At 62.6% G+C, this 21,147-nt stretch carries 16 protein-coding genes and 1 pseudogene; 3 read left to right on the top strand and 14 right to left on the bottom strand.

From position 1 onward, the window contains the following. Positions 1-454: 454 nt before the first annotated feature. Positions 455-1,738: a lactonase family protein gene (locus tag ABH944_RS15360; protein WP_404607572.1), complete on the top strand. Its 1,284-nt coding sequence runs from the start codon at positions 455-457 to the stop codon at positions 1,736-1,738. Here the strand turns inward: ABH944_RS15360 and ABH944_RS15355 are convergent. The 8 genes from ABH944_RS15355 to ABH944_RS15320 are packed head-to-tail and all read right to left on the bottom strand — an operon-like array spanning position 1,675 to position 9,631. After that, entirely contained in the window at positions 1,675-2,688 is a 1,014-nt protein-coding gene (locus ABH944_RS15355) for an ABC transporter ATP-binding protein (protein WP_404607574.1), read from the bottom strand. The two genes, ABH944_RS15360 and ABH944_RS15355, sit on opposite strands and share 64 nt — an antisense overlap. Next, positions 2,685-3,716, bottom strand: coding sequence for an ABC transporter ATP-binding protein (locus ABH944_RS15350; protein ID WP_404607576.1), 1,032 nt, complete (start codon positions 3,714-3,716; stop codon positions 2,685-2,687). Before ABH944_RS15350 ends, ABH944_RS15355 begins: the two co-directional genes overlap by 4 nt. Beyond that, complete coding sequence (locus ABH944_RS15345) at positions 3,713-4,600, bottom strand: ABC transporter permease (RefSeq protein ID WP_404607578.1); 888 nt, start codon at positions 4,598-4,600, stop codon at positions 3,713-3,715. Before ABH944_RS15345 ends, ABH944_RS15350 begins: the two co-directional genes overlap by 4 nt. Continuing rightward, complete coding sequence (locus ABH944_RS15340) at positions 4,597-5,538, bottom strand: ABC transporter permease (RefSeq protein ID WP_404607580.1); 942 nt, start codon at positions 5,536-5,538, stop codon at positions 4,597-4,599. Before ABH944_RS15340 ends, ABH944_RS15345 begins: the two co-directional genes overlap by 4 nt. Beyond that, positions 5,535-6,725 carry an NAD(P)/FAD-dependent oxidoreductase gene (locus tag ABH944_RS15335; RefSeq protein ID WP_404607582.1) on the bottom strand — a complete coding sequence of 397 codons (1,191 nt, stop codon included), beginning with the start codon at positions 6,723-6,725 and terminating at the stop codon, positions 5,535-5,537. Before ABH944_RS15335 ends, ABH944_RS15340 begins: the two co-directional genes overlap by 4 nt. Continuing rightward, positions 6,722-8,122, bottom strand: a complete 1,401-nt coding sequence (locus ABH944_RS15330; RefSeq protein WP_404607584.1) for an FAD-dependent oxidoreductase — start codon at positions 8,120-8,122, stop codon at positions 6,722-6,724. The genes ABH944_RS15335 and ABH944_RS15330 overlap by 4 nt, the downstream gene beginning before the upstream one ends. Further along, positions 8,119-8,490 (bottom strand): (2Fe-2S)-binding protein, encoded by a 372-nt coding sequence (locus ABH944_RS15325; protein WP_404607586.1) that lies wholly within the window; start codon positions 8,488-8,490, stop codon positions 8,119-8,121. Before ABH944_RS15325 ends, ABH944_RS15330 begins: the two co-directional genes overlap by 4 nt. Next, positions 8,471-9,631 (bottom strand): NAD(P)/FAD-dependent oxidoreductase, encoded by a 1,161-nt coding sequence (locus ABH944_RS15320; protein ID WP_404607588.1) that lies wholly within the window; start codon positions 9,629-9,631, stop codon positions 8,471-8,473. Before ABH944_RS15320 ends, ABH944_RS15325 begins: the two co-directional genes overlap by 20 nt. A 96-nt stretch (positions 9,632-9,727) precedes the next feature. Between ABH944_RS15320 and ABH944_RS15315 the strand changes: the two genes are divergently transcribed. Next, positions 9,728-10,645 carry a LysR substrate-binding domain-containing protein gene (locus ABH944_RS15315; RefSeq protein WP_404607590.1) on the top strand — a complete coding sequence of 306 codons (918 nt, stop codon included), beginning with the start codon at positions 9,728-9,730 and terminating at the stop codon, positions 10,643-10,645. Here the strand turns inward: ABH944_RS15315 and ABH944_RS15310 are convergent. Beyond that, a complete protein-coding gene (locus tag ABH944_RS15310; RefSeq protein ID WP_404607592.1) occupies positions 10,632-12,203 on the bottom strand; it encodes an ABC transporter substrate-binding protein in 1,572 nt (523 codons plus the stop codon). The genes ABH944_RS15315 and ABH944_RS15310 overlap by 14 nt on opposite strands. 394 nt (positions 12,204-12,597) lie before the next feature. Between ABH944_RS15310 and ABH944_RS15305 the strand changes: the two genes are divergently transcribed. Further along, complete coding sequence (locus tag ABH944_RS15305; protein WP_404607594.1) at positions 12,598-13,506, top strand: LysR substrate-binding domain-containing protein; 909 nt, start codon at positions 12,598-12,600, stop codon at positions 13,504-13,506. Between the two features lie 263 nt (positions 13,507-13,769). Here ABH944_RS15305 and ABH944_RS15300 read toward each other — a convergent pair whose 3' ends face one another. The 5 genes and pseudogenes from ABH944_RS15300 to ABH944_RS15280 all read right to left on the bottom strand — a co-directional run bounded on the left by ABH944_RS15300 (position 13,770) and on the right by ABH944_RS15280 (position 21,136). Further along, on the bottom strand, positions 13,770-15,185 hold the full coding sequence (locus ABH944_RS15300; protein WP_404607596.1) for a YeiH family protein: 1,416 nt from the start codon (positions 15,183-15,185) through the stop codon (positions 13,770-13,772). Positions 15,186-15,508: 323 nt separating this feature from the next. Then, positions 15,509-16,861: a TAXI family TRAP transporter solute-binding subunit gene (locus ABH944_RS15295; protein WP_404607598.1), complete on the bottom strand. Its 1,353-nt coding sequence runs from the start codon at positions 16,859-16,861 to the stop codon at positions 15,509-15,511. 247 nt (positions 16,862-17,108) lie between these two features. Beyond that, positions 17,109-18,208: pseudogene (locus tag ABH944_RS44640) on the bottom strand (CMD domain-containing protein). After that, positions 18,205-19,551 carry an acyl-CoA thioesterase/bile acid-CoA:amino acid N-acyltransferase family protein gene (locus ABH944_RS15285; protein WP_472975132.1) on the bottom strand — a complete coding sequence of 449 codons (1,347 nt, stop codon included), beginning with the start codon at positions 19,549-19,551 and terminating at the stop codon, positions 18,205-18,207. Before ABH944_RS15285 ends, ABH944_RS44640 begins: the two are co-directional and overlap by 4 nt. 7 nt (positions 19,552-19,558) lie before the next feature. Next, a complete protein-coding gene (locus ABH944_RS15280; protein ID WP_404607601.1) occupies positions 19,559-21,136 on the bottom strand; it encodes an ABC transporter substrate-binding protein in 1,578 nt (525 codons plus the stop codon). Positions 21,137-21,147: the final 11 nt, after the last annotated feature.

The following is a 21,147-nucleotide window of genomic DNA, read 5'->3' as shown; positions in this document are numbered from 1 at the left end:
ATCATTTTGAGCCCCGGATCAGCCCCGGACGGTCGGTTGTGCTCCTCTGATACCGCGTGTTTTTATCCAGTTGACGCGTAGATATTGCATGCTAGAATCATCCTCAATTAAAACATACATTCCATAATTGAGGAATATAAAGCGGGAGGCATTTCGATGAACATTCGCTCCGGTTTCGGTGCAGGCGCTTTGTAGCGGCCGGTGCGGATATCGTGTTGCCTCGGCACGAAGGTCAGCAAGCAAGGCATTGCCGGTGCGATGGCCGACTCGAACAATGGCAGCAGCGCGACCCAGCAACAATACGCGCCCATGAGCCCGTTTATCTGCCGCTCCGGCGCGAAGCATTGAGTCAGTGGATCAAACCTTCAAGACGTGAACCGTATGCGAGACGGTTATCTCTGTTGCGGCGCTCGCATTCACTTGGGGCTGTCAGTCATTATCCAGGAGGCAAGCAATGAGTAAAGGTCGAAATCTCGGAGTTCACGCATCGCAGTCGCGACGTGGCTGGCTCAAAAGCGTGAGCGCGCTGGCAGCCATGTCGGCCATGGGTTCGCTCGCGGCAACCCGCTCCGCTCTGGCGGCGGGTGGGGCGAGCGCCGCCACTAAAGCGCGTACGGGTGAGCCGCTATTCGCCTACGTCGGCACCTACACGCCGAACGGCCTTGGCATTCATCGCTTCCAGGTGGACCCGAACACCGGCAAGCTTGATCCGCTTGAGCCGCTGCGTGGCATCGAGAATCCGAGCTGCCTCGTTGTCGACCGGCAACAGCGTTTCCTGTTTGCCGTGAGCGAGGTGAAGAACTACAACGGCACCACGAACGGTTCGGTCAGCAGCTATGCAATCGAACACGGCACCGGTTCGTTGCATCTGATCAACACGGTCAACTCGCAAGGCGCAGGACCGGTTTATCTGAGCTTGCATCCGAACGGCCGCTTCCTGCTAGTCGCGAACTACAACAGCGGAAGCATCGCGGTTTTTCCGGTGGCGAGCGACGGGGTGTTGGGCGAGGCCTGTTCCGTGCAACAGCCGCAGGCGCCCGCCGGTGCGCAACACGCGGCAGAAGGCGTGCCCGGAAGCTTCGCGGTGAGCGACCACGACGGTTCGCATGCGCACAATATCGTGTCTTCGCCGGATGGGCGATTTGTGATTTCGACTGACCTCGGTGTCGATCGCACCTATATCTGGAAGTTCGATGAAACCACGGGTGCGCTGTCGCCGAACGACCCGCCGTTTGTTGCCTCGTCGGCAGGCGCGGGGCCGCGGCATGTGGTGTTTCATCCGAGCGGCCGTTACCTGTACGAAGTCACCGAGGAAGCGTCGACCCTCGTCTGCTACGCGTATGACCGTGCCCGCGGTGTGCTGACGCAGTTGCAATCAGTCTCGACGTTGCCAGCCGCTTACCAGGGCACGAGCTTCGCATCCGAACTCCTGCTTTCACATGACGGCCGCTTTATCTATGTGGCGAACCGTCTGCATGACACGATCGTGCAGTTTCGCGTGGGTACGGACGGGCGTCTGACGCGCATTGGCGAAACGCCGACCGGTGGCGATTATCCCCGGGTGATCAAGCTTGATCCGTCGGGCCGGTTCCTGTATTCACTGAACCAACGCAGCGATCACATCGCGATCTTTGCTGTCGATGCCCCCACTGGCAAGCTGCGATTTACAGGGACCTACGTGGCGGTTGGCAGCCCGTCGGATATTGCTTTCGCGTCTCCGGCCATCACAGGAAAGTAGCAGGCAACGCGCCGTCCGGACGGGAGCTCTCTCAGCTTCGGCACCTCCGTCATGCAAGGCCCGGCGGCGCGCGGGCAACGCGGGTGGAAGGCACAACCGGACGGCAGACGCGTGGGCGAGGGTATCTCTCCCTCGATCTTCGACAGCCTGATGCGAGCACCTGGATCCGGTACTGGAGAGGAGTCCCGGAGAACCCGGCTGTACGGATGCGCCGGCGCGTCCAGTAACGGGCGCGTCGGACCGCTCTCGACAATGCGTCCCAGGTACATGACGCTGACTGTGTCGCAGAACTGGCGTACCACGCCCAGGTCGTGCGAGACAAAGACGAACGACAGTCCGCGTTCCTTGCGCAATCTCGCGAGCAGATGAAGGATCTGCGCTTGTACCGATACGTCGAGCGCAGAGACGGGCTCGTCGGCAATGATCAACTCGGGGTCGAGCACCAGCGCGCGAGCAATGCCGATGCGCTGACGTTGACCGCCCGAGAACTCGTGCGGGTAACGGTCGAGTACATCGACCGGCAGGCCAACGTCGAGCAAGGTTTCGGTGACCTTGCTCGCGATCGCGAGGGCGTCGCCCTGGCCGTGCACACGCAACGGTTCCTCGAGCGTCTGACGCACCGTGCGGCGTGGATTGAGCGATGCGTAGGGGTCTTGAAACACGATCTGGATGCGTTGGCGCAGCGTACGCATTTGCGCCGCGCCGGCGCGGCGAAGATCGATACCATCGAACACGATGGAACCGGAATCGGGTTCGATCAGGCGCAACAACGTGCGCGCAACCGTCGATTTTCCGCAACCGGATTCCCCGACCAGACCCATCGAGCAGCCTCGCTCCACGGTGAACGACACCTCATTCACTGCTCGCACCACTTGATGCGGCGCACCGAACCGCCCGCCGCCGCTGGCGAAATGCTTGACGAGATTTTCTACGCGCAGGAGTTCACTCATAGCGAGGTTTTCAGGTTCATTCGCAATTGTTCCAGCCGTACAGGACAACGAACCATATGGCCGGTTGCGCCGCCCGGGACGTGCTGCAGGACCGGGTGATCGCGTTCGCATTGCGGCTGGCGGGACGGGCAGCGCGGCGCGAATGCGCACCCGGGCGGCATCGCTGCGAGCGTGGGCGCCTGGCCCGGGATAGCCCGGAACTCGTCGGTATCGAGATCAACCCGCGGCATCGCGCGCAGCAGCGCTTGCGTATAGGGATGCGTGGGCTGTGCGAACAGCGCATTGACGTCGGCCACTTCGACCACTTCGCCTGCGTACATGACTGCCACGCGGTCCGCGATTTGCGCGACGACGCCCAGGTTATGCGTGATGAACAGGATCGACATGCCATGCGCCGCCTGCAACTGGGCCAGCAGCGCCAGTATCTGCGCCTGTATGGTGACGTCCAGCGCGGTGGTCGGTTCGTCGGCCACCAGCAGTTTGGGTTTGCACGCCAGCGCCATTGCGATCATCACGCGTTGGCGCATGCCACCCGAGAACTGGTGCGGATAATCGTCGAGACGATTGTCCGCACCAGGAATACCGACTTCCCGCAACGCCTCCAGTGCCTGCCGGCGTGCATCGGCATATGAGATGGCATGGTGCTGGCGTACGGCTTCGACAATCTGGTCGCCGACCGTCATTGTCGGGTTCAACGAGGTCATCGGTTCCTGGAAAATCATGGCGATGTCGTTGCCGCGCACGTGCGACATCTGCGCTTCCGACAACGTCGACAACTCGCGGCCCGCGAGCAGTATGTGGCCGCCGGCGTGACGCGAGCCGGCACCCGGCAGCAACTTCAGGATGGATAGCGCGGTAACGCTCTTGCCGCTGCCAGACTCGCCGACGAGCGCCACCGTCTCGTTGCGAGCCACGGATAACGACACTCCGCGCACAGCGGCATGCCATTGTTTGCGAATGCGGAATTCAGTGCGCAGTTCGCGAATCTCAAGAACGGCGGGATCATCTTGCGTCATCGTCTGTGTCATCGCTTCTCTCCGCGCAGTTTGGGATCGAGCGCGTCGCGCAAGGCGTCGCCCAGCAGGTTCAGGGCCAGTACCGTGAGCAGGATGGCCACGCAGGGGAACACGATCAGCCACCAGGCGTCCAGGATATTGTTGAAGCCTTCCCGTATCATGCTGCCCCAGGTCGCAACCGGCGGCGGCACGCCAAGGCCGATGAAGCTGAGCGAGGCTTCGGTGCGGATCGCCGCGGCCATCCACAACGAGGCCAGCACGATCACGTCCGAGGCCATGTTGGGCAGGATATGCACCCCCATCAGGCGCAGCGGTCCGAAACCCAGGGCCCGGCCCGCCTCTATGAAATCGCGTTGCTTGAGTGCGATTGTCGGCGCGCGCGCAATCCGCACGAACGGCGCGATTTCAGTGATCGCGATTGCCACGATCAGATTCTCGAGACTGGCGCCGAGCATGGCCGCCACCATCAGGCCGAGCAACAGTGTGGGAAACGAGAGCAGTACATCAACCAGGCCCATCACCAGTTGATCGAACCAGCCGCCCAGGTAGCCTGCCAGTATGCCGAGCGACGAACCTATGACCATGGCGATCAGGACCGCGAGAAAACCGACCAGCAGCGATATGCGGGAGCCGTAGATCAGGCGCGAGAGCACATCGCGGCCATAGCTGTCGGTGCCCAGCCAGAAATCAGCCGATGGCGGATCCAGCCGGTAAGCGATGTTCTGCTGAAGCGGATCGTGGGGCGCGAGCCAGGGCGCGAAAACTGCCGCCAGCACGATGACCAGCAGCATCGTCACGCCAATCCAGGCGACGCGGTTGCTTAGGAGTGCGTGCCATAGACTGTCTGGCGGGGCAGCGGGCGTGGTGGGCGGGGACGGAGGCGCGAGCGTGCTCATTTGTATTTCACTCGAGGGTCGACCCACCCGTAGGCAAGGTCGGTCAACAGGTTCACGACGATCACGCAAGTGGCGAACACAATCATCAGCCCTTGCAGCAGGGTATAGTCGCGCGCGTTCAACGCACCCAGGATCAACTTGCCCAGGCCGGGCCGGTTGAAGACGATTTCGGTCAGGACCGAGTTGCCGATCAGCGTGCCGAAATACAGCCCGACCACCGTGAGGATCGGAATCAGCGCATTGCGCAGCCCGTGGCGCAAGATCAGCTGGCTCGGGCGCAGCCCTTTGGCGCGGGCCGTGCGGATATAGTCTTCGCTGAGCACGCTCAACATCGACGAGCGGGCGACCCGCGTGACGTAGGCTGTCATGATAAGACCCAGGTTGAAGGCCGGCAGCACCAGGCCACGCCATTGGCTCCACGGGTTACCCGACGTCGTGCTGCCAATCACCGGGAACCAGTTCAGCTCGATGGCGAACACCAGCAGCATCAGGATCCCGGACACGAATGCGGGAAACGAAAGACCCGCCAGCGAGAACAACCGGCTCACGTAGTCGGGCCAGGCATCGCGCCGCAGCGCGGCCCAGATTCCGAGCGGCAGACCGAGGCCGATGCCAATGACAATGGAGGCGAAGGTCAACTGCAGGGTCCACGGCAGTACCTCCGCGACCTCTCGCAGAACGCTCTGGCCGTTCGACAATGAGTAGCCGAAATTGCCCCTCAGCGCGTCACCCAGAAAATTCAGGTACTGCGTATGAAGCGGGAGGTTCAGGCCTAGCTGGGTGCGGAGCGCCGCGAGCGCTGAAGCACTGGCCTGGTCGCCGAGCATGGCGGCAGCCGGGTCACCCGGTACCAGCCGCACCAGCACGAATACCGCGGTCAGCATGGCCAGCAGCGTGGGAATGGCGAGCAGCAGGCGTTTGATGGTGTAGCGCATCATGCTGCGACCTCCGCTGGTGGCGAGGCCATCAAGCGTTGTGCGTTCAGGGCGCCAATGGCGCGCCGGGTCGAACCGCTGACGATCAGATCAGTCAGCGCAGCGCCTACGACGGGCACCAACTGAAAACCATGGCCTGAATAACCGAACGCATGGAAGACCCCCGGCGCATTCACCGCGGGCCCGACGACGGGTAGCATGTCCCTTGTTTTTGCTTCAAGCCCCGACCAGACACGCACGATGCGAATATCGCGTACGCAGGGGAACAGATCGGTTGCCGCCCGAGCGCCTTTGGAGAGAACACCCATTCGCACAGCCGAGCTTTCGGCGTTCAGGTCGGGGATTCCCTGCAAACCGCCGCCGATGACGAGCGTGCCCTGATCCGACTGCTTGAAAGAGAGGGAGCGCCCCATGATCCCTACCACGGGTTCAATCATGGGGGCCAGCCGTTCCGAGACGATCATCATGGAAGCCTTGGTATCAAGTGGAATGTCATCGCCCACCATCGCCGCGATGCGCCCGGACCAGGCGCCCGCCGCATTGACCACGAACGGCACGACGAGGGTGCTGGTTTGTCCATGCGCCTGAGCGCTACCCCGTTCGCCGTCGGCGACTGCGGAGCTCTCCATCTCGATGGACCAATCCTGGCCATGCCGCGCGATGCCCCGCACGCCGCATCCTTCGCGGATCACAACGCCGGCAGCCTGCGCGCTGCGCCGGAAGGCTGCCAGGGTGCGGTGCGGATCCGCCGCGCCGTCGCGCGGTGCAATCGATGCGCCGATGCAATGTGCGCTGATCGCCGGGACACGTCTGCGGAGTTCGCGGACATCGATGATTGCTTCGTGCGTATAGCCCAGGCCCTTCAACCTGGCAACGCGCTCTTCGAGTTCTGACAAGCTCCCCGGATGTTCCGCCACGCAGATCTGGCCATGTGCGTGGAAGCCGCATTCATCGTCGACGAGTGAAGCGATGTTGTGCCACATCTCCATCGATTCGAGCGCGAGGTCCAGTTCGCCAAGATCACGGTTCAGCGTGCGCACGCCCGCGGCGGACGCGCCTGACGCATGCCTGCCGACCCACGCCCGTTCGAGCACGATCACGCGTTTGCCCGCGCGGCCGAGGTGCAGGGCGGCCGACAGGCCGTGCAGGCCGCCGCCGATCACGGCGACATCGAAGACGGCGCCGCTCATGGTGTGTCGCCTCCGCTGTCCAGGGACGCCAACTCGCCAAGGGTCAATGGCTTGAGCGGCGGCCGGATGCGGTAGAAGCCGATTTCCCCGACCGGCTTCCCATGCGCCTCGGCGAGAATGTTCGCGACCGTATAGCCGCACTGCCGGCCCTGGCACGGTCCCATTCCCGCACGCGTAAACGCCTTGATCTGATTCGGGCCCGGCTGGCCGATTTTCGCGGCCGCGCGGATCTGGCCGGCGGTCAACTCCTCGCAACGGCACACCATCGTGTCGTCCGCCGGCGAGAACAGTTCCGCGCGAGGCGGGTACATGGCGTCGAGCAGCGGGCGGATCGACAGTTCCGTTGCCAGCCGCCGGCGCATGGGACCGGCGAGGTTTCTCGCCGCATCGTCCTGCAACTTGCCGGCGCGCATTGCGATACCCAGAGCGGCCAGTTCGCCGCGTGTGCAGGCGGCACGCGCGCCACCAATGCCCGCGCCATCGCCGGCCAGGAAAATCCCGGGCTTGCTTGTCTGGCCCCACGCGTCGAGCGTCGGCGTGAGGCAGCGCTGAGCGGCGTTCCAGACGTGCTCGCAACCGAGGGCCTGGGTCATATGGATCGACGGCACCACGCCTTCGTGTATCAGCAGGAGGTCGGCCGCGACGCGTTGCGGCTGTCCGCCGGCGGTTTGATAAACGAGCTGCTCCATGCGCTGGCCGCCTTCCGCGCGCAGTTGCGTAACGCCGCGGATGATGGGAAAACCTGCGCGCCGCAACTCGCGTGCCCAGCTCAGGCCTTTGAGTATGTCTTTCCACGCGTGGCGCGCACTCACCGCGTGCGGCAGGGCGCGCCGCCAACCATCGGCGGGCGCGGTGTCCAGCCAACCGGCAATGCTGCCGCCGGCGCGCAGCAACTGCACCATGTAAAGCAGGACGAGGGGCCCGCTGCCCGCGATCCATGCCGGGTTTTGCGGAATCTCGCGCGCGGTCTTCAGGAGGATCTGAGCCGCGCCCACCGTCAGCACGCCGGGCAAGGTCCAGCCGGGAAACGGAGCGGGGCGTTCTTGCGCGCCCGTGGCCAGCAGCACGTTGGCGGCTTGCACGCATTCCGCCTTGTGCCCGCGGCTCATGAAGACCTGCCAGCCGGGCTCGATCTGCCACACCTGGGTGCCGGGCTCGTACACGGCGCCACTTGCCCGGAATGCTTGCGCGAGCGGCAGGCCGGCGGCATATTCGTCGCCCAGTAATTTGCCGGTACGGGTGCCGGCCCGGGTTTCAACCGCGCGCCAGATCTGGCCGCCCGGAGCGGGCTGATCGTCCACCACCAGCACGCTCAAGCCCAGGCCGCGAGCCCGCAACGCCGCGCTCATGCCGGCAGGGCCCGCACCGATGATCAGCAAGTCGACCGCGCGGCTCATGGTGAAACTCCGTCTGGCATGCCGTCGTGAGGTTCAATATCGCCGGCAACAACGTCTTCCGATAACGCCATCGTGAGTGCGCGCCGGCCGTGCTGGCGCTCCACTTGCATGCCCTCGCGCACTTGCACGAGACAGGTCTGCGTGGATGCCACGCCATCGACGCTGGCCAGGCACTCGAAGCACACGCCCATCATGCAATACGGCGTGCGCGGGCTGCCGCTCACCGGGGTGGTGCGCGAGAACGGCGGATCCAGCCGCAGCAGGACCGCAGCAATGCTGTCGCCCGGTTCGGCGCTCACCGTCTGTCCGTCGATCGTCAAGGTCACAGCGGGGACTGTCGCCCCGGGGTCATGCAGTTTGCGAAACATCGAAGCGTCCATGGTGAAAAACTTGCAGTTCGGCCGGAACAAGCGCTCGCGCGAATGCGGCCGCAAGCGGCCCCGCATGAAACGCGGCGAGCGTAATGCCGGAGTGACAAAGGGCGATCCATGCACCGGGCTGGTCGACGGAACCCGCATAAACCGGGTAGCCGTCCGGCGTCATGATGCGCAGGCACGACCAGTGCCGCACCAGCAGCGCCTGCCCCAACGCGGGCAAGATACGTGAAGCGTGACGGCTCATGCGGGCTGCGGCGGCGGTCGTCGTGCTCAGGTCGAAGCCGACTTCCTCCTGGGTGACGCCGACCATTACCGTGCCTTCGGCGGTCTGCCGAATACCGCTGGCCGGCAAGGGGAGAATGGGCGCCAGGCGCTCGGTGACCAGGAGTTGCCCGCGTTGCGCCCGCAGCGGCACGTCCAGTCCGATCATGCGGCCCAGCGCCGGCGAGCCCAGTCCGGCGGCCACGATCACCTGAGCCGCCTCGAAGCGCTGGGCCCCGACGTGTACCTCGAAGCCGCCGCCGGTGCGCTGCGCGATGCACGAAACCGCGCTGTTGGTGCGCAGATGTCCGCCGCGCAATTGAAGACCGCGCTGCAGCGCGGCCAGCAGGCGGAGCGGGTTGACGTGGCCATCTGTGGACCCGTAACTCGCGCCGCTGACTTCGGGCCCGAACCGGACATTGGGCAAGAGACGCTGCAGGGCGGCGCGATCGAGCATTTCAGTGCAGCGTTCTTGCCCCGGCAACTCTTCGGCCCAGCGCGCCAGCTTCTCGGCACGTTGATCCCATTGCGCTTGGCCAAGACAGAAATGCAGGCCGCCGTCGGCGCGGTAGTCCAGTTCGATGCCGGTTTCGGCAGTCAGTTCACGAGCGAAGGCAGGCCACAAAACGACGCTTTGGCGCGACAGCTTCTGGTAGGCCGGCTCGCCCAGGCCCTTGCCCTGCACCCACACCAGTCCGAAGTTCGCCTTCGCCGCGCGCAAGTCGCCGTCCGCGCCGTCCAGCGCCAGCACGCGCAGCCCGCGGCCGGCCAGACCGTAGGCGATCGCGGTACCGACCACGCCGGCGCCCGCGATGATCACGTCGTAGCTTTGCTTCGGTAATTTCTTATCCGTACTCCTATTGATTGTCATTGCGGTACCGGAAAAATGAGCGGCCGCGCGTCAATGTTTGTTATGCTCGAACGCGCATCGGTATCGGTTGGTCGGCCTATTTCCAAGGGGCAGGGCATGAAGCGGCAACTCAATTTGCGCCAGATCGAAGCGTTCAAGGCAGTCATAGAACAGGGCACGGTCAGCCGCGCTGCGGAAGTCCTGTTCGTCTCGCAGCCGGCAGTGAGCAAACTGCTGGCGCACCTCGAAGAGGAGACGGGGCTGGCCCTGTTCGAGCGCGTCCGCGGCAAGCTGGCGCCGACCCGCCACGGCATGCGCCTGTATGCGGAAATCGATCGCATCTTCGCCGGCGTGCGGCAGGTCGAGCAGGCCGTCGACTCGCTGCGCCGCGACGAACAGCGGCATCTCACGGTGGGCGTATTGCCCGCCTTGTCGGGTTCATTCATCCGGCGCGTGGTCATGAATTTCCTGAAGGTCCATCCCGATGTACGCGTGTCCATAGAGACGCGCAGCTCGCAGTTCGTGGCCGACTGGCTGATCACACGGCAGATCGATGTCGGCCTGGTCAGCGGCCTGGTGGACAATCCGTACATCGATAGCGAGTCGCTCATGGAACATCCCCTGATCTGCGCGTTGCCGCCCGCGCATCCGTTATGCAAGAAAAAAATCATTCGTCCGCAGGACCTCGACGACGCTCCGTTCATCACGTTCTCGGCCAAGAGCCAGACTCGCCAGATGGTCGAAGCAATGTTCCAGCGCCATGCAGTGCGACTGAACGTGGTGCTTGAAACCGGCACTGCGCCGACCGTTTGCGAATTCATTGCCGCGGGTCTCGGTGTGTCGTTGATTCATCCTCTGTTCGCCGACGGCTCGCAGGACCGGATGGTGCTGCGCCGCTTCAAGCCGGACATGGCCTTCGATTTCCGACTCTGCCGGATGCCGGCATCGCGCAATGCCGGTCTCGTCGATACATTTATTGAAGGCGCGCGTCTCGTGGCCGCACAGGTCTCGGCCGAATTGCTCAGTGACCAGTAAGCGACGTCGTCTCGGTGATAGGCGGTGCGAGGTTCAGTGACCCCTTCAAGTCATACCCATATACGACCTTGTTGCTGTGAACCCAGACTTGTAACAAGCCGAACAACGGCACCGAACAGACGTCGTCGTGAATCTTCTGCTGCGCGCTTTTCCACAAAGCCAGTTGCTTTTGCGGGTCTGGCTCCACGCGCGCCGCACGGATGTCGGCGTCCGCGATCGAGCAGTGCGAGAAGTTCGACATCGCTGTCGGAGAATTCACCGCCGCGGCTGAATCGTAGAATTCACTCAGGTAGGCATCGGCGGTGGGAAAGCGTGCCGCGCCGTAGAACACCAGCGCGCTCAGGTCCTTGCGGCTTTGCGCCTGATAGGTCGAGTGATCGATTACTTCCATGGTCAGTTTGATCCCGGCCTTGGCCAGCTGCGACTGGACGATTTCCATGATCGGTTCCTGCTCCGAGATATTCGACACGACCGACTTGATGGTGATGCCATTCGGAAAACCGGCTTCGGTCAGCAGCTTGCGGGCATCCGCGACGTTGTATGGATAACCGCCGCTCGAACAGTCCTCGCCCAGGTAGCCGGGAGGGACTGCCGAGCAACCCTTGGTGGCCACATCCGCGCCGACGTAATGCATGATCTCGTCGACGTTGATCGACTCGGCCAGCGCTTGCCGGACCTTGATGTTATCGAGCGGCTTGATCGTGCGATTGATGAACAGGGTGCGGAATTCGCCGGGTCTGAAGATATCGACATTCGTCCCGCTGCGTTTGCGGGCGCGCTCCACCCAGCGTTGTTCGCGCTTGCCGGCAATGATGTCGAGCTCGCCCGAGTTGAAGGCCAGTTCACGATCGCTGTCCGACGGGATCATCCGGTAGGTAATGCCCGCGAGCTTCGGTTTGCCGCGGAAATACTGGTCGTTCGCAACGAGTTGCACGTATTGCTGCGTGACATGCTTGCTGAAGGCGAAGGGCCCGGTACCGACGGGATTATTGCCGAACTGGTTACCGTATTTCTCCGCCGCTTTCATGCTGACGATATTGCCGCCGTGGTAGTTCGATACACGCCCGAGGAAGGTGGCGTCGGGGTACTTCAATGCGATGCGCACGGTGTACGGGTCCGTGGCCTCGACCTTGTCGATCACGGCAAAGTTTGCCGCGAAGCTCGACCTCTTGGGATCCGCGGCGCGCTGCAGCGAATAGACGACATCCGCGGAAGTCAGCTCGCCCCAGTCGCCATGAAACTTGACGCCATGGCGCAGATGAAACGTCCACACCTTGCTGTCCTTCGACACCTCCCAGCTTTCGGCCAGGTCGGCTTCGAGCGACTTGGGATCGGCGCTGCCGGGGGCGAAGCGGACAAGACCATTGAAGATCTCGGCAACCACCCCGACATCGTTGGTCGACGTGGCGCGATCCGGATCCAGCGTCACGTTGTCTTCGGCGCCCGAACTGACGCGGATAACCGGACGTGGATCGGTCTGCGCCTGCGAGGCGGCGGGCACGCATAAGCCCGCGGTAGCCAGCGCCACGACCAGCGTGGACAAGATTCGGTTGCTCAAGTGTTAGCCCTCGATCGAGATGTGTTGTTTCAGCGGTGACGCTAAGGTGAAGTCGTCAAATTTGGCTGTCAAAGTCCGATATTGGCGTGGCGTATTCGAAAGAGTTATAGACCGGGGTAATCCCTTATCGTCGGGCAATGCCGGTCCAGCGGCGCCCGGATGCGTAGGCGTGCAGCGCGGCAAAGCCTCAAGCGCAATGGCCAAGGCAAGCGTTTTTCAGGTTCAAGACAAATCGACGTGACTTTTTACTCAATCTGAGTACGGACTGTTATGACTGAATTTTCCGTTAAATACGGGTAGATGCAGGCCGTGAAATTAGAATATGGCGCGAAAATTAAACTGGATAATCGTTTTTTTTGGGTTGATGATAGTGTTTTGTTATGAACTATCTTGAATGAAACTACGACAACTTGAGGCATTCCGTGCCGTGATGCTTTGTGCGACCGTCACGCGGGCTAGCGAGATGCTTCATATCTCTCAGCCGGCGACAACACGCTTGCTGGCCGACCTGGAAATTTCCTTGGGGTTTGCACTGTTCAAGCGGGAAAAGAAACGTCTGCATCCAACGGCAGAGGCGCAAGCGCTTTTCGAAGAAGTGCAACGGTCATTGTCGGGCATGGATCGAATCGCGCGGGCAGCGGAGGAGATACGCGCGTTGCAGCGCGGAACGCTGCAAATCGTGGCCGCACCCGCGCTTGCACATTCGTTCCTGCCTCACGCCACGACGGATTACTTGAAGTCACATTCCGGCGCCCACATTTCGCTTCTCGCGCATTCGTCGCGTACCGTGGTCGACATGGTCGTGGGACAACGGTGCGACGTAGGCTTTGCCATCTTGAGGATGGACCAGCCGAGCGCGCATGGTGAGCGCCTGGTTTCTACAAAGATGGTGTGCGCGCTGCCGAGCGGGCACCGTTTGGCCTCACGCTCACACATTGAGCCGAAGGACCTTGCCGGTGAGCAACTGATTGCCTATCCACGTGAGCTGGAGTCGCGCCTTGAGCTGGATGCCTTGTTTGCATCTCACGGCGTCAGCTTGGGAGTCCAGATTGAAACGCAGGTGTCCTACGTGGTCTGTTCGTTCGTTGAGGCAGGCGCCGGCGTAGCGATCATCGACGCGATGACAGCGATCTCTTACAGAGGGAATGGGGTTGTTTTTCGTCCTTTTGACTCGTCGGTGGTCACGCACTTTTCCGTCCTGATTCCTTCGCACCGGCCGCCAGCACTCCTGTTGCCTTCCTTCGTGGCGCATGTCAGGGCTTATGCCCTGGCCAAGCTTGACCCACGTCTGGTTATTGCGTGATCCCACAGGGCGACACCGTCAGAGCAATGGCGTCTCTTCGAGTACGGCTTCGAATTCAACGCACGAATCGCCCGGCGATATCAATTGATCGTGGCGTCGGCAAAGACGTGTATCTCCCACACTTGCTCCGAATCCCGAACTGAACGAAGTCAGCCCGGGAATGGTCGCTTCGAGGACATGACGGTCTTGTTCGCAATGCCGGCAGGCCGCGCAGACTGCGCGGGAAGCACCAGCGTCATGAAGCTCGGCGGCATTGTTCATCTTCATTGGCCGAACGAGGCCCAATACGCCCCGAACACATGCACCGAGAGCAGGTAGCCGATCACGACATTCACGGCAACGCCCGCCGTGAACGCGATGAAAGGCTTCGCACCCGTCGCGGACAAGCTGCCGAGCCGCGTGGTCAGACCGATGCTCAGGAAACAGAAGGTGAACGCCCACGTGCGCAATGCGGTGACCGGCGCGACGAAGGCCGGTGTCACGACACTACGGTATTCAGTCAGCGTGTAGTGGCTGCCGATCCACGTCACCAGCGCCGAGGCGATCAGGAAGCCGATTACGAATTTTGGAAAGCGCGTCCAGATCTCGCGCGCGGTCGTCTGCGTTTTCACGGCGCCGGGTTCGTCGCGATCCCAGCGTGTGGTAGCAACGATCGCGAGCACGAATGCCCAGATACCGATCCAGATGTCGCGTCCCACCACCTTCATCAGCGTGAAGGCTTGCAGTGAAGCTTCCGGCGTACCGGCAATGGCGCTGCCGGCATGCTTCGCCAGATCGCCGTATGCCTGCGCGGCGGCAATGCCGGCGGCATCCGCGAATTCCGATGTTCCTATCCACGCACCGGCTACGCCGGTCGGCAAGCCGAACGCACGGGAGACGAACGGCAGCGCGAACACCATCACGATTGCCCAGACCACCACGAGCGTGATGGCGACCGACGCTTGTTCCCGCTTCGCGCGCACCGCTCCCGCAATGGCGATGGCCGCCGATACGCCGCATACCGCGCCGCCCACGCCGAGCACGGCCGCAAAACGCTTGTCCAGTCCGAGCGCTCGGCCGACCAGAAAGATGACGAAGAAGGTGACCAGCGAAACGATGGTCGCCTGCCCGACTGCGACGGGACCCGCCCACACAAGCAGCGTGAAGGGCAGCGTAGCGCCGAGCAGTACGATACCCACCTTGATATAGAACTCGACGCGCAACGCTGGCACAAGCCATGCAGGAAGCCGCGTCAGGTTCGAGACAATCAGGCCGAGCGCGAGCGCGATCAGCGGCGGTTCGAGGTTATACGTCGACGAGCTGGTCCAGGCCCCGCCGATGAAAATCAGCGTTGAAACCGCGAACACGACAAGAAAGCCCGGCACGAACTGCGCGACCCGTTGCCCGAGCGCCGTGACCGCGATACCGAACAGAACGGTGAAAACGATAAAGAGTGCGATGTAGTTTGGGAGGTGATGTCCCAGGTCCGTTGCTGCCTGGGAAATGCTTGACCACTTGGCGGGCGCGACTGCCAGCCACTTGATGCTCGTGCCCGACGCGAACAGCAGGTACGCGATCACGATGATGGCCAGGCCGATCCAGACGGCCCACCAGTCTTCGGTTTTGAAGGGGCCGCTGCTGGACCGGTCGGGCCTGCGTTCGGCTTCGTAAGCCGGAGTGGTGGTGGGTGTATCGCTCATCGTCGCCCCGAAATTGTTATGAAGCAGGTGCGAGCGAGCCCGGACGGTACTCGCTGCGTCCACCGGCATGGAGACTGAAGGTTTAGGTGCGGCCCGTGGAGGTTCGCGGGATTCCGGCGCTGCGGCAGCAGTCCTGATTGTTTGTGCGGACCGCGATGCATGGAATTCCACCATCGAATTATTGGCGGGCGTGCGTGACTCGCGCCAATATCGATTCGCTATTTCTAAATCCGAAATTGTGTATTAGGGCGCGACGTTGCGTTGCATGACCGTTCTCCGGCCGAAGCGGCCAACCCTCCCGGGCAGGGAGTGAGAACAAACCCCTAGCCGGACACCTTTTGCCGCGACGCTTCGCTCAGGTGCGCACGCACGAACCCGACGTGTTCGCGAAGGACATAAAAAGCGTCCGCATGCGCGAGGGGCATCCGCAAGGTATTCAGGGATTGCTCGATCTCATCGAGTTCCGCTATGAGCGCCTTTCGCTCTTCCTCTATCGAGCTTTCCAGCACGCTGCGTTCTATCGCGATCAGCGCGCCGTAATACCGGTAGATCCGCGATCTCACCCGCCACGCATACAACGCCGGAATCAGCCGCAAGGCCGGGATCAGCAACACGGCAACGGGCAGCAGCAGTACGAGTATCCGGTCTGCAATGCTCGCGAGCCAGAAGGGCAGGATGCGGTAGAGGAAACTCTTGCCCGACTTGTAATAGCGCGTGGCCTCTTCGCTGATGGGGTATTCGCGGGCGATCGGACTGGGGAATTGCCCGGCGTTTTGCAGCAGCCCCGGCATTCCGTGGACCTCCTGGGCGGCTTCAATGACCAGATCCGAAATGGCCGGGTGCAGGCTTTGCCGCGCGAGGATCTCGACTGTCGGGCCGATCAGGTGCAAGATCTGCGGTGGAATTTTTCGCCGGAGATCGAGGACGCCCGGCGGCAGGTCGATTTCGTCCAGATATGGAAAGAGCCGTGTATAAGCGCTCGCTTCCGTGAAATCCATCACGGAGATGCCCGGTATGCCCAGCAACCTGAGCATCAGCCCGCGTGTGGTCGAGTCGCCATTGAACAGTGCGGCATCCACATTCCCCGCGACCAGCTGCTTCGCCGCGTCCATGCCGTCGAGCGGCACCAGTTGGGTGACGCCGCCCGGCGCTATGCCGTTGGCCTCGAGCAGGTTGAGCGACAGCCGGCGCGTGCCGCTGCCCTCGCGGCCTATCGCTATCTTCTTGCCCTCCAGGTCCGACAGCTGTGTCATTCCCTTGCCGCGATAAAACACCACAAGGGGAACGTAAAAGACGCTCCCAAGGGATATGAGCGACGCCCTGGCCGCCGCATCGGACACGCCCCCTTGCACCAGTGCGAGATCGACATGGCTCTTGGGGTCCATCAGCCTTTGCAGGTTTTGAACCGAACCATCGGATTGGAGCACGTTGAGGGTGACTCCGTTGCGCGCCAGGATTTTCTTGTAGCGCTCGGCCGTATCCAGTAGCGAGCTGTCTTGAGGACCCGCGCTGATCGTGATGGTTCTCGGCGGAGCGGGGTCCGCCAACCACACGATCAGCCCGATCACCACGACGAACAGCAGCGCGAAAGGGGCCGACGTCAACGACAGGTCGCGCCAGGCCACGTGAGAGTGGCCGTGCGGAAAACGCGGGGGACGTGGACGATATTGTTTCATGAGACCCCGGTGGGAAAAGCCTCACACTTTTAGGAATGACATCGAGCCGTGGTCAGGCGGCGCTCAAGCGGAGCAAAGTTTATGCCCTAAAGGATAGCCGCGCCGAGGCACGCCTGACCTGGTGCGGAGTTTACAGGGGAACCGGAGAGCGAGGGAGAAACGCCGGACCGGGCCGGCCCTCTGGCAACGAGTATTCCGCGTGATTGGCGTGATCGGCGTGATCATTGCCGATCAACCCGCGGCCCGCTTATCCCACCGGTTCGCCGAGATTGAGCATCAGACGGTTGGCCCACGCGAAGATGGCAATGGAATGAATCAGGTCAAGGATCTCGTCGTCGCTCAAACCCACATCGCGGAGCGCTCGCAACTGCGCCGGCTCAACCTGGCCCGGCGTGAGCGTCAGGTCGATCGACGCCAGCACGATCGCCTTCTCGCGTGACGACGTTCCCGCGGTGGCCGGATCGTTGAAAACCTGTTCGATCACGTCGTCGCGTTTCGCCAGTTGCTCGAAACGTTGCGCGTGCACCGACGCGCAATACACGCAGCCGTTGACCCGCGAAACCACGGTCGACGCCAGCTCCCGCTCCGAGCGCGGCAAGCCGCCCGGCGCATACATGATTGCGTTGAAGGCGGCCGAGCGCTGCCGCAGGATTTCCGGCTGATGCACGAGGAACAGGTAATAGTCGGATACCTTCGCCTTCGGGTGACTCTCTTCAAGCACGGCGATCTGCTCGGGAGAGGCATCGGCGAGTTCCACCACGTCAAGCCACGCGTCCCATCCCAGCACGCGATTCGTGAAACCCTGCGCTTCAATTACCCGGCTCATGCTGCCTCCGTTGCATTCAAGACCTGCAGCGCGCGCAAACCGGCCGTCAGGCGAATCTGATAGGAAAGAAAGGCGATCAACTGCGCGAGGGCGACCACGGCCGGCGTAGGAATGCCGGCGGCAGGAAGGCGTTCCAGTGCGGTTTTGTCGCCGTCTATGGGAGACTCGATCAGCGTGCGCGTGAAGGCAAGCATCGCGCGCAAGCGAGGTTCCTGAGCGTCGATCGAGCCTTGCGCGATCTGGTCGATCACGGCACGGTCCGCATTGATCGAAGCGAGCCGTTCCGCATAATGAGTCGCTAATGCAGGGGCATTCGACAACGTGCAGGCATACAACGCCAGCAGCAAGCGGTCACTCAGCGACAAATCCGGCAGCGCGGGATCGAAGAGCGCTTCGTAGCTGCGCTGGGTCGCGGCGGCAACCTTGTCGCGTTTATGCCGTGTCGCGTAAGCAGGCGAACCGGGCGTGAGGCCTGCAATCCGGTCGACAATATCGGTGCTGAGATCGTAGGTGTCTGTCATGCTTGCTCCTGCCTGAAAGAGTTGCCAGCAGAGTCGCCAGCGCTGTTTGATGCGCGGGAATGGACGGCTGCGTCGAGAAAAGCCAGCACTTCGCGCCACGATGATTCATCGGCGCGTGCGTTCGCTGCGGGTTTGCCGCCGCCCGTGCTGATGCGTCCGGAAATAGGATGCGCATACACGAGTTGCGTGGTCGGGACATACGGAAACACGATCGCGTGGCCGGCGTTATCGAAGTCGAGATGGCGCACCGGGTACGCATGCTTCTCCTGTTCAAGCCGCTCCACGACCATGCGTGAGTAGTCGGAGGAGGGCCACGACCCGTCGTCGGTGGCGGAGAGCAGCAGCACTGGTCCATCCGTATTTTCGACGCGAATCCGGGCCCGCTCGACCGCTTCCTTGTCGAGCAACGCGGTCCGGATCGCGCGTTCGTGACGATGCGGCGGCGGCCCTTCGTCGAAGGGTTTCCAGCTCGCCGTGCGGTTGTTTTCCCACAGGTGCGGCAGCGGCTTGCCGTCGAGCAGCCAGGTCGGACCTTCGCGGCCTGTCGCCGGATCGGCGGCATTCTGCGCACTGTGAACGACCGCGCCGGGCACGTAACCAATCACCGCCTTGATCCGATCCGGATACGTTGCGCCGAGCAGCAACGCGAGTTCGCCACCGCGTGATTGTCCGCTCACCGCAATGAAGCCAGATGCCGGTTGCAACTCGCGCGCGATCCAGTCGAGCGCACGGCGAAAATATTCGAGCGGCGTATTGGAGATGTAATCGGACAGCCCCGGCGTCTTGAAGTAACCAAGGGCGAGAGCGGCATATCCACGCGATGCGTAAAGCGCGCCACGCGGTTCGTTGATGCCGCCGCCCGACCCGTTCAGTATGAGCACGGCGGGATGGGGGCCGGGTGCTGCAGGCAGGAACAGCGTGCCGACACAGCCGTCAACGCGCATGTCGCGCCGTTGCACGCCGGGCGCCATCAGCCGCTGGTTCAGCAGTGTGGCGCTCAATACCTGCCCGTCTTCACCGATGACTTCGATGCAGGTCGACAACGCCTTGGAGACGTCGGCAGGAAACACCTCGCGTTTGCCCGCTTCAACGGGAACCTGCGACCAGATGAGACCCATTGGCGATACACCGCTGTAGTCGCCTTCGACCGGTGCATCCCGGGAAAGATCGATGATGCCCTGGTCATTTGCGCGGAAGACCGCACGGCTCGTCCAGACCGTGCCTGCGCCGCGTACCGTCTGCGTGCGAAGAGTAAGCAGTGCGCCCGCGCGCGCACCGGTCACCGCGATGCGCCGCGTAACGTCGATCAGATCATCGCCCGGTGTAACTGTGATGTCGATCATGGTGGCCTCAATTGCCGCTGCGCGTAACCATCATCGCGGTCGTCCGGTCGCTGACCGCCGGTGTCACCTTCAAGCCTTTCTTCGCGGCCCAGATGTTCTCGTAGTGAAAGAGCGGAATGATGCCCACGTCATCGCTCACTACCTTCACCGACTGCTGCAGGATGGCTTCACGCTTGGCCGGATCGAACTCCGCCGTCGCGGCGTCGAGCGCGTGGTCGACCGCCGGGCTGCTATAGCGGCCCCAGTTCGATGCACCAATGCCCTTCTTCGGATCCACGGTGCCGAGAATGTTGACGAGCGCATAGCTGGCTTCGCCCGTGCCGTTACCCCACGCAATCATGCTCACCGCAAACTCGTTCTTGTTTGCCCGGCTGGCGTAACTGGCCCACGGCATGACCTCGACCTTCGTCTTCACGCCAATGCGCGTCCAGAATTGCGCCACGGCCTGCGCCGTTTCGGGTGCTTGCGGATAACGGTCGTTAGGCACGCTGAGCGTCAACTGGAAACCGTCCGGAAAACCGGCTTCGGCCAGCAGTTTCCTGGCCTGAACCGGGTCGTTGGGGATGTCCTTCACGGCCGGGTTGTAACCGAAGGTCTTGGCCGGCATCCACTGGTTGGCAACCGTGGCCGCGCCTTGCAGGATGCGGTCGGTGATGGCGGGTCGATTGATCGCCAGCGACAACGCGCGGCGTACCCGCACGTCGAGCAGCGGGTTCTTCTGGAGCGGCTTGCCGGCGTTGTCCGTAATGTATGGGCTCGGGCCCTCGCGGAAACTTGGCTGAAGTATCAGCACGCGCAGGCCCGGATACGCGAACACGGATACCTTCGGCGACTGCTTGAGACGCGGCAGGTCGGAGACGGAGACCTTGTCGATCATGTCCACGTCGCCCGACAACAGCGCTGCCGTGCGCGCCGCCGCATTGCTCACGTAGCGGTAGTTCACCTTGTCCCAGATCGGCTTCGCGCCCCAGTACGCGTCGTTACGCGTCATCACCACGCGGTCGCCCGGCGTGTACGAAACGAACTTGTACGGCCCCGAGCCGACCATCGCGCGCCCCGAGTTGTAGTCTTCCGTCGTCGACTTCTCGCCGATATGTTTGCTCACGATATGAACGGACGTCAGGTTCAGCGGCAGGTCCGGCGTTGGCGAACTGGTCTTGATGACCAGCGTGTACGGATCGGGCGCGGTGACGGATGCGATGGTGCGCAGATACCCCGCGAAGGTAGCGATGGTTCCGGCCACATTGCGCGCCCGCTGATACGAATAGATCACGTCGTCCGCGGTGAACGGCGTGCCGTCCTGCCACTTGACGTCATGGCGCAGCTTGAATTCCCACGTGTCGTTGCCGGTCGACTTCCAGCTTGTCGCGAGGCCGGGCGCGAGCACGTTGTTGTGGTTCTCGACCAGCAGATCCCAGAAGTGCAGGTCGACGGAGCGGTCGCCCGCGTAGTTGTTCAGTTGCGGATCGAGCGACGAGAGCGGATCGGCGAACGCAATGTTGAGCGTCTGCGCCGACGCGCCCGTACTGAACAACGCCGCACTGGCGAGCGTGGCGGTCAGCGTGGAAAGGATCAGGCGTTTCACGATGCAATTCC

Source organism: Caballeronia udeis, assembly GCF_044909315.1.
Classification (GTDB): domain Bacteria; phylum Pseudomonadota; class Gammaproteobacteria; order Burkholderiales; family Burkholderiaceae; genus Caballeronia; species Caballeronia udeis_A.
Note: the sequence above shows the minus strand (reverse complement) of the source record. Positions and strands in the feature narration are given on the sequence as shown.

What these genes read in the sequence shown, in the direction of transcription:
- ABH944_RS15360 (WP_404607572.1), top strand. Translation starts at nt 455, where the DNA reads ATGAGTAAAGGTCGAAATCTCGGAGTTCACGCATCGCAGTCGCGACGT.
- ABH944_RS15355 (WP_404607574.1), bottom strand. Translation starts at nt 2,688, where the DNA reads ATGAGTGAACTCCTGCGCGTAGAAAATCTCGTCAAGCATTTCGCCAGC.
- ABH944_RS15350 (WP_404607576.1), bottom strand. Translation starts at nt 3,716, where the DNA reads ATGACACAGACGATGACGCAAGATGATCCCGCCGTTCTTGAGATTCGC.
- ABH944_RS15345 (WP_404607578.1), bottom strand. Translation starts at nt 4,600, where the DNA reads ATGAGCACGCTCGCGCCTCCGTCCCCGCCCACCACGCCCGCTGCCCCG.
- ABH944_RS15340 (WP_404607580.1), bottom strand. Translation starts at nt 5,538, where the DNA reads ATGATGCGCTACACCATCAAACGCCTGCTGCTCGCCATTCCCACGCTG.
- ABH944_RS15335 (WP_404607582.1), bottom strand. Translation starts at nt 6,725, where the DNA reads ATGAGCGGCGCCGTCTTCGATGTCGCCGTGATCGGCGGCGGCCTGCAC.
- ABH944_RS15330 (WP_404607584.1), bottom strand. Translation starts at nt 8,122, where the DNA reads ATGAGCCGCGCGGTCGACTTGCTGATCATCGGTGCGGGCCCTGCCGGC.
- ABH944_RS15325 (WP_404607586.1), bottom strand. Translation starts at nt 8,490, where the DNA reads ATGTTTCGCAAACTGCATGACCCCGGGGCGACAGTCCCCGCTGTGACC.
- ABH944_RS15320 (WP_404607588.1), bottom strand. Translation starts at nt 9,631, where the DNA reads ATGACAATCAATAGGAGTACGGATAAGAAATTACCGAAGCAAAGCTAC.
- ABH944_RS15315 (WP_404607590.1), top strand. Translation starts at nt 9,728, where the DNA reads ATGAAGCGGCAACTCAATTTGCGCCAGATCGAAGCGTTCAAGGCAGTC.
- ABH944_RS15305 (WP_404607594.1), top strand. Translation starts at nt 12,598, where the DNA reads ATGAAACTACGACAACTTGAGGCATTCCGTGCCGTGATGCTTTGTGCG.
- ABH944_RS15300 (WP_404607596.1), bottom strand. Translation starts at nt 15,185, where the DNA reads ATGAGCGATACACCCACCACCACTCCGGCTTACGAAGCCGAACGCAGG.
- ABH944_RS15295 (WP_404607598.1), bottom strand. Translation starts at nt 16,861, where the DNA reads ATGAAACAATATCGTCCACGTCCCCCGCGTTTTCCGCACGGCCACTCT.
- ABH944_RS15285 (WP_472975132.1), bottom strand. Translation starts at nt 19,551, where the DNA reads ATGATCGACATCACAGTTACACCGGGCGATGATCTGATCGACGTTACG.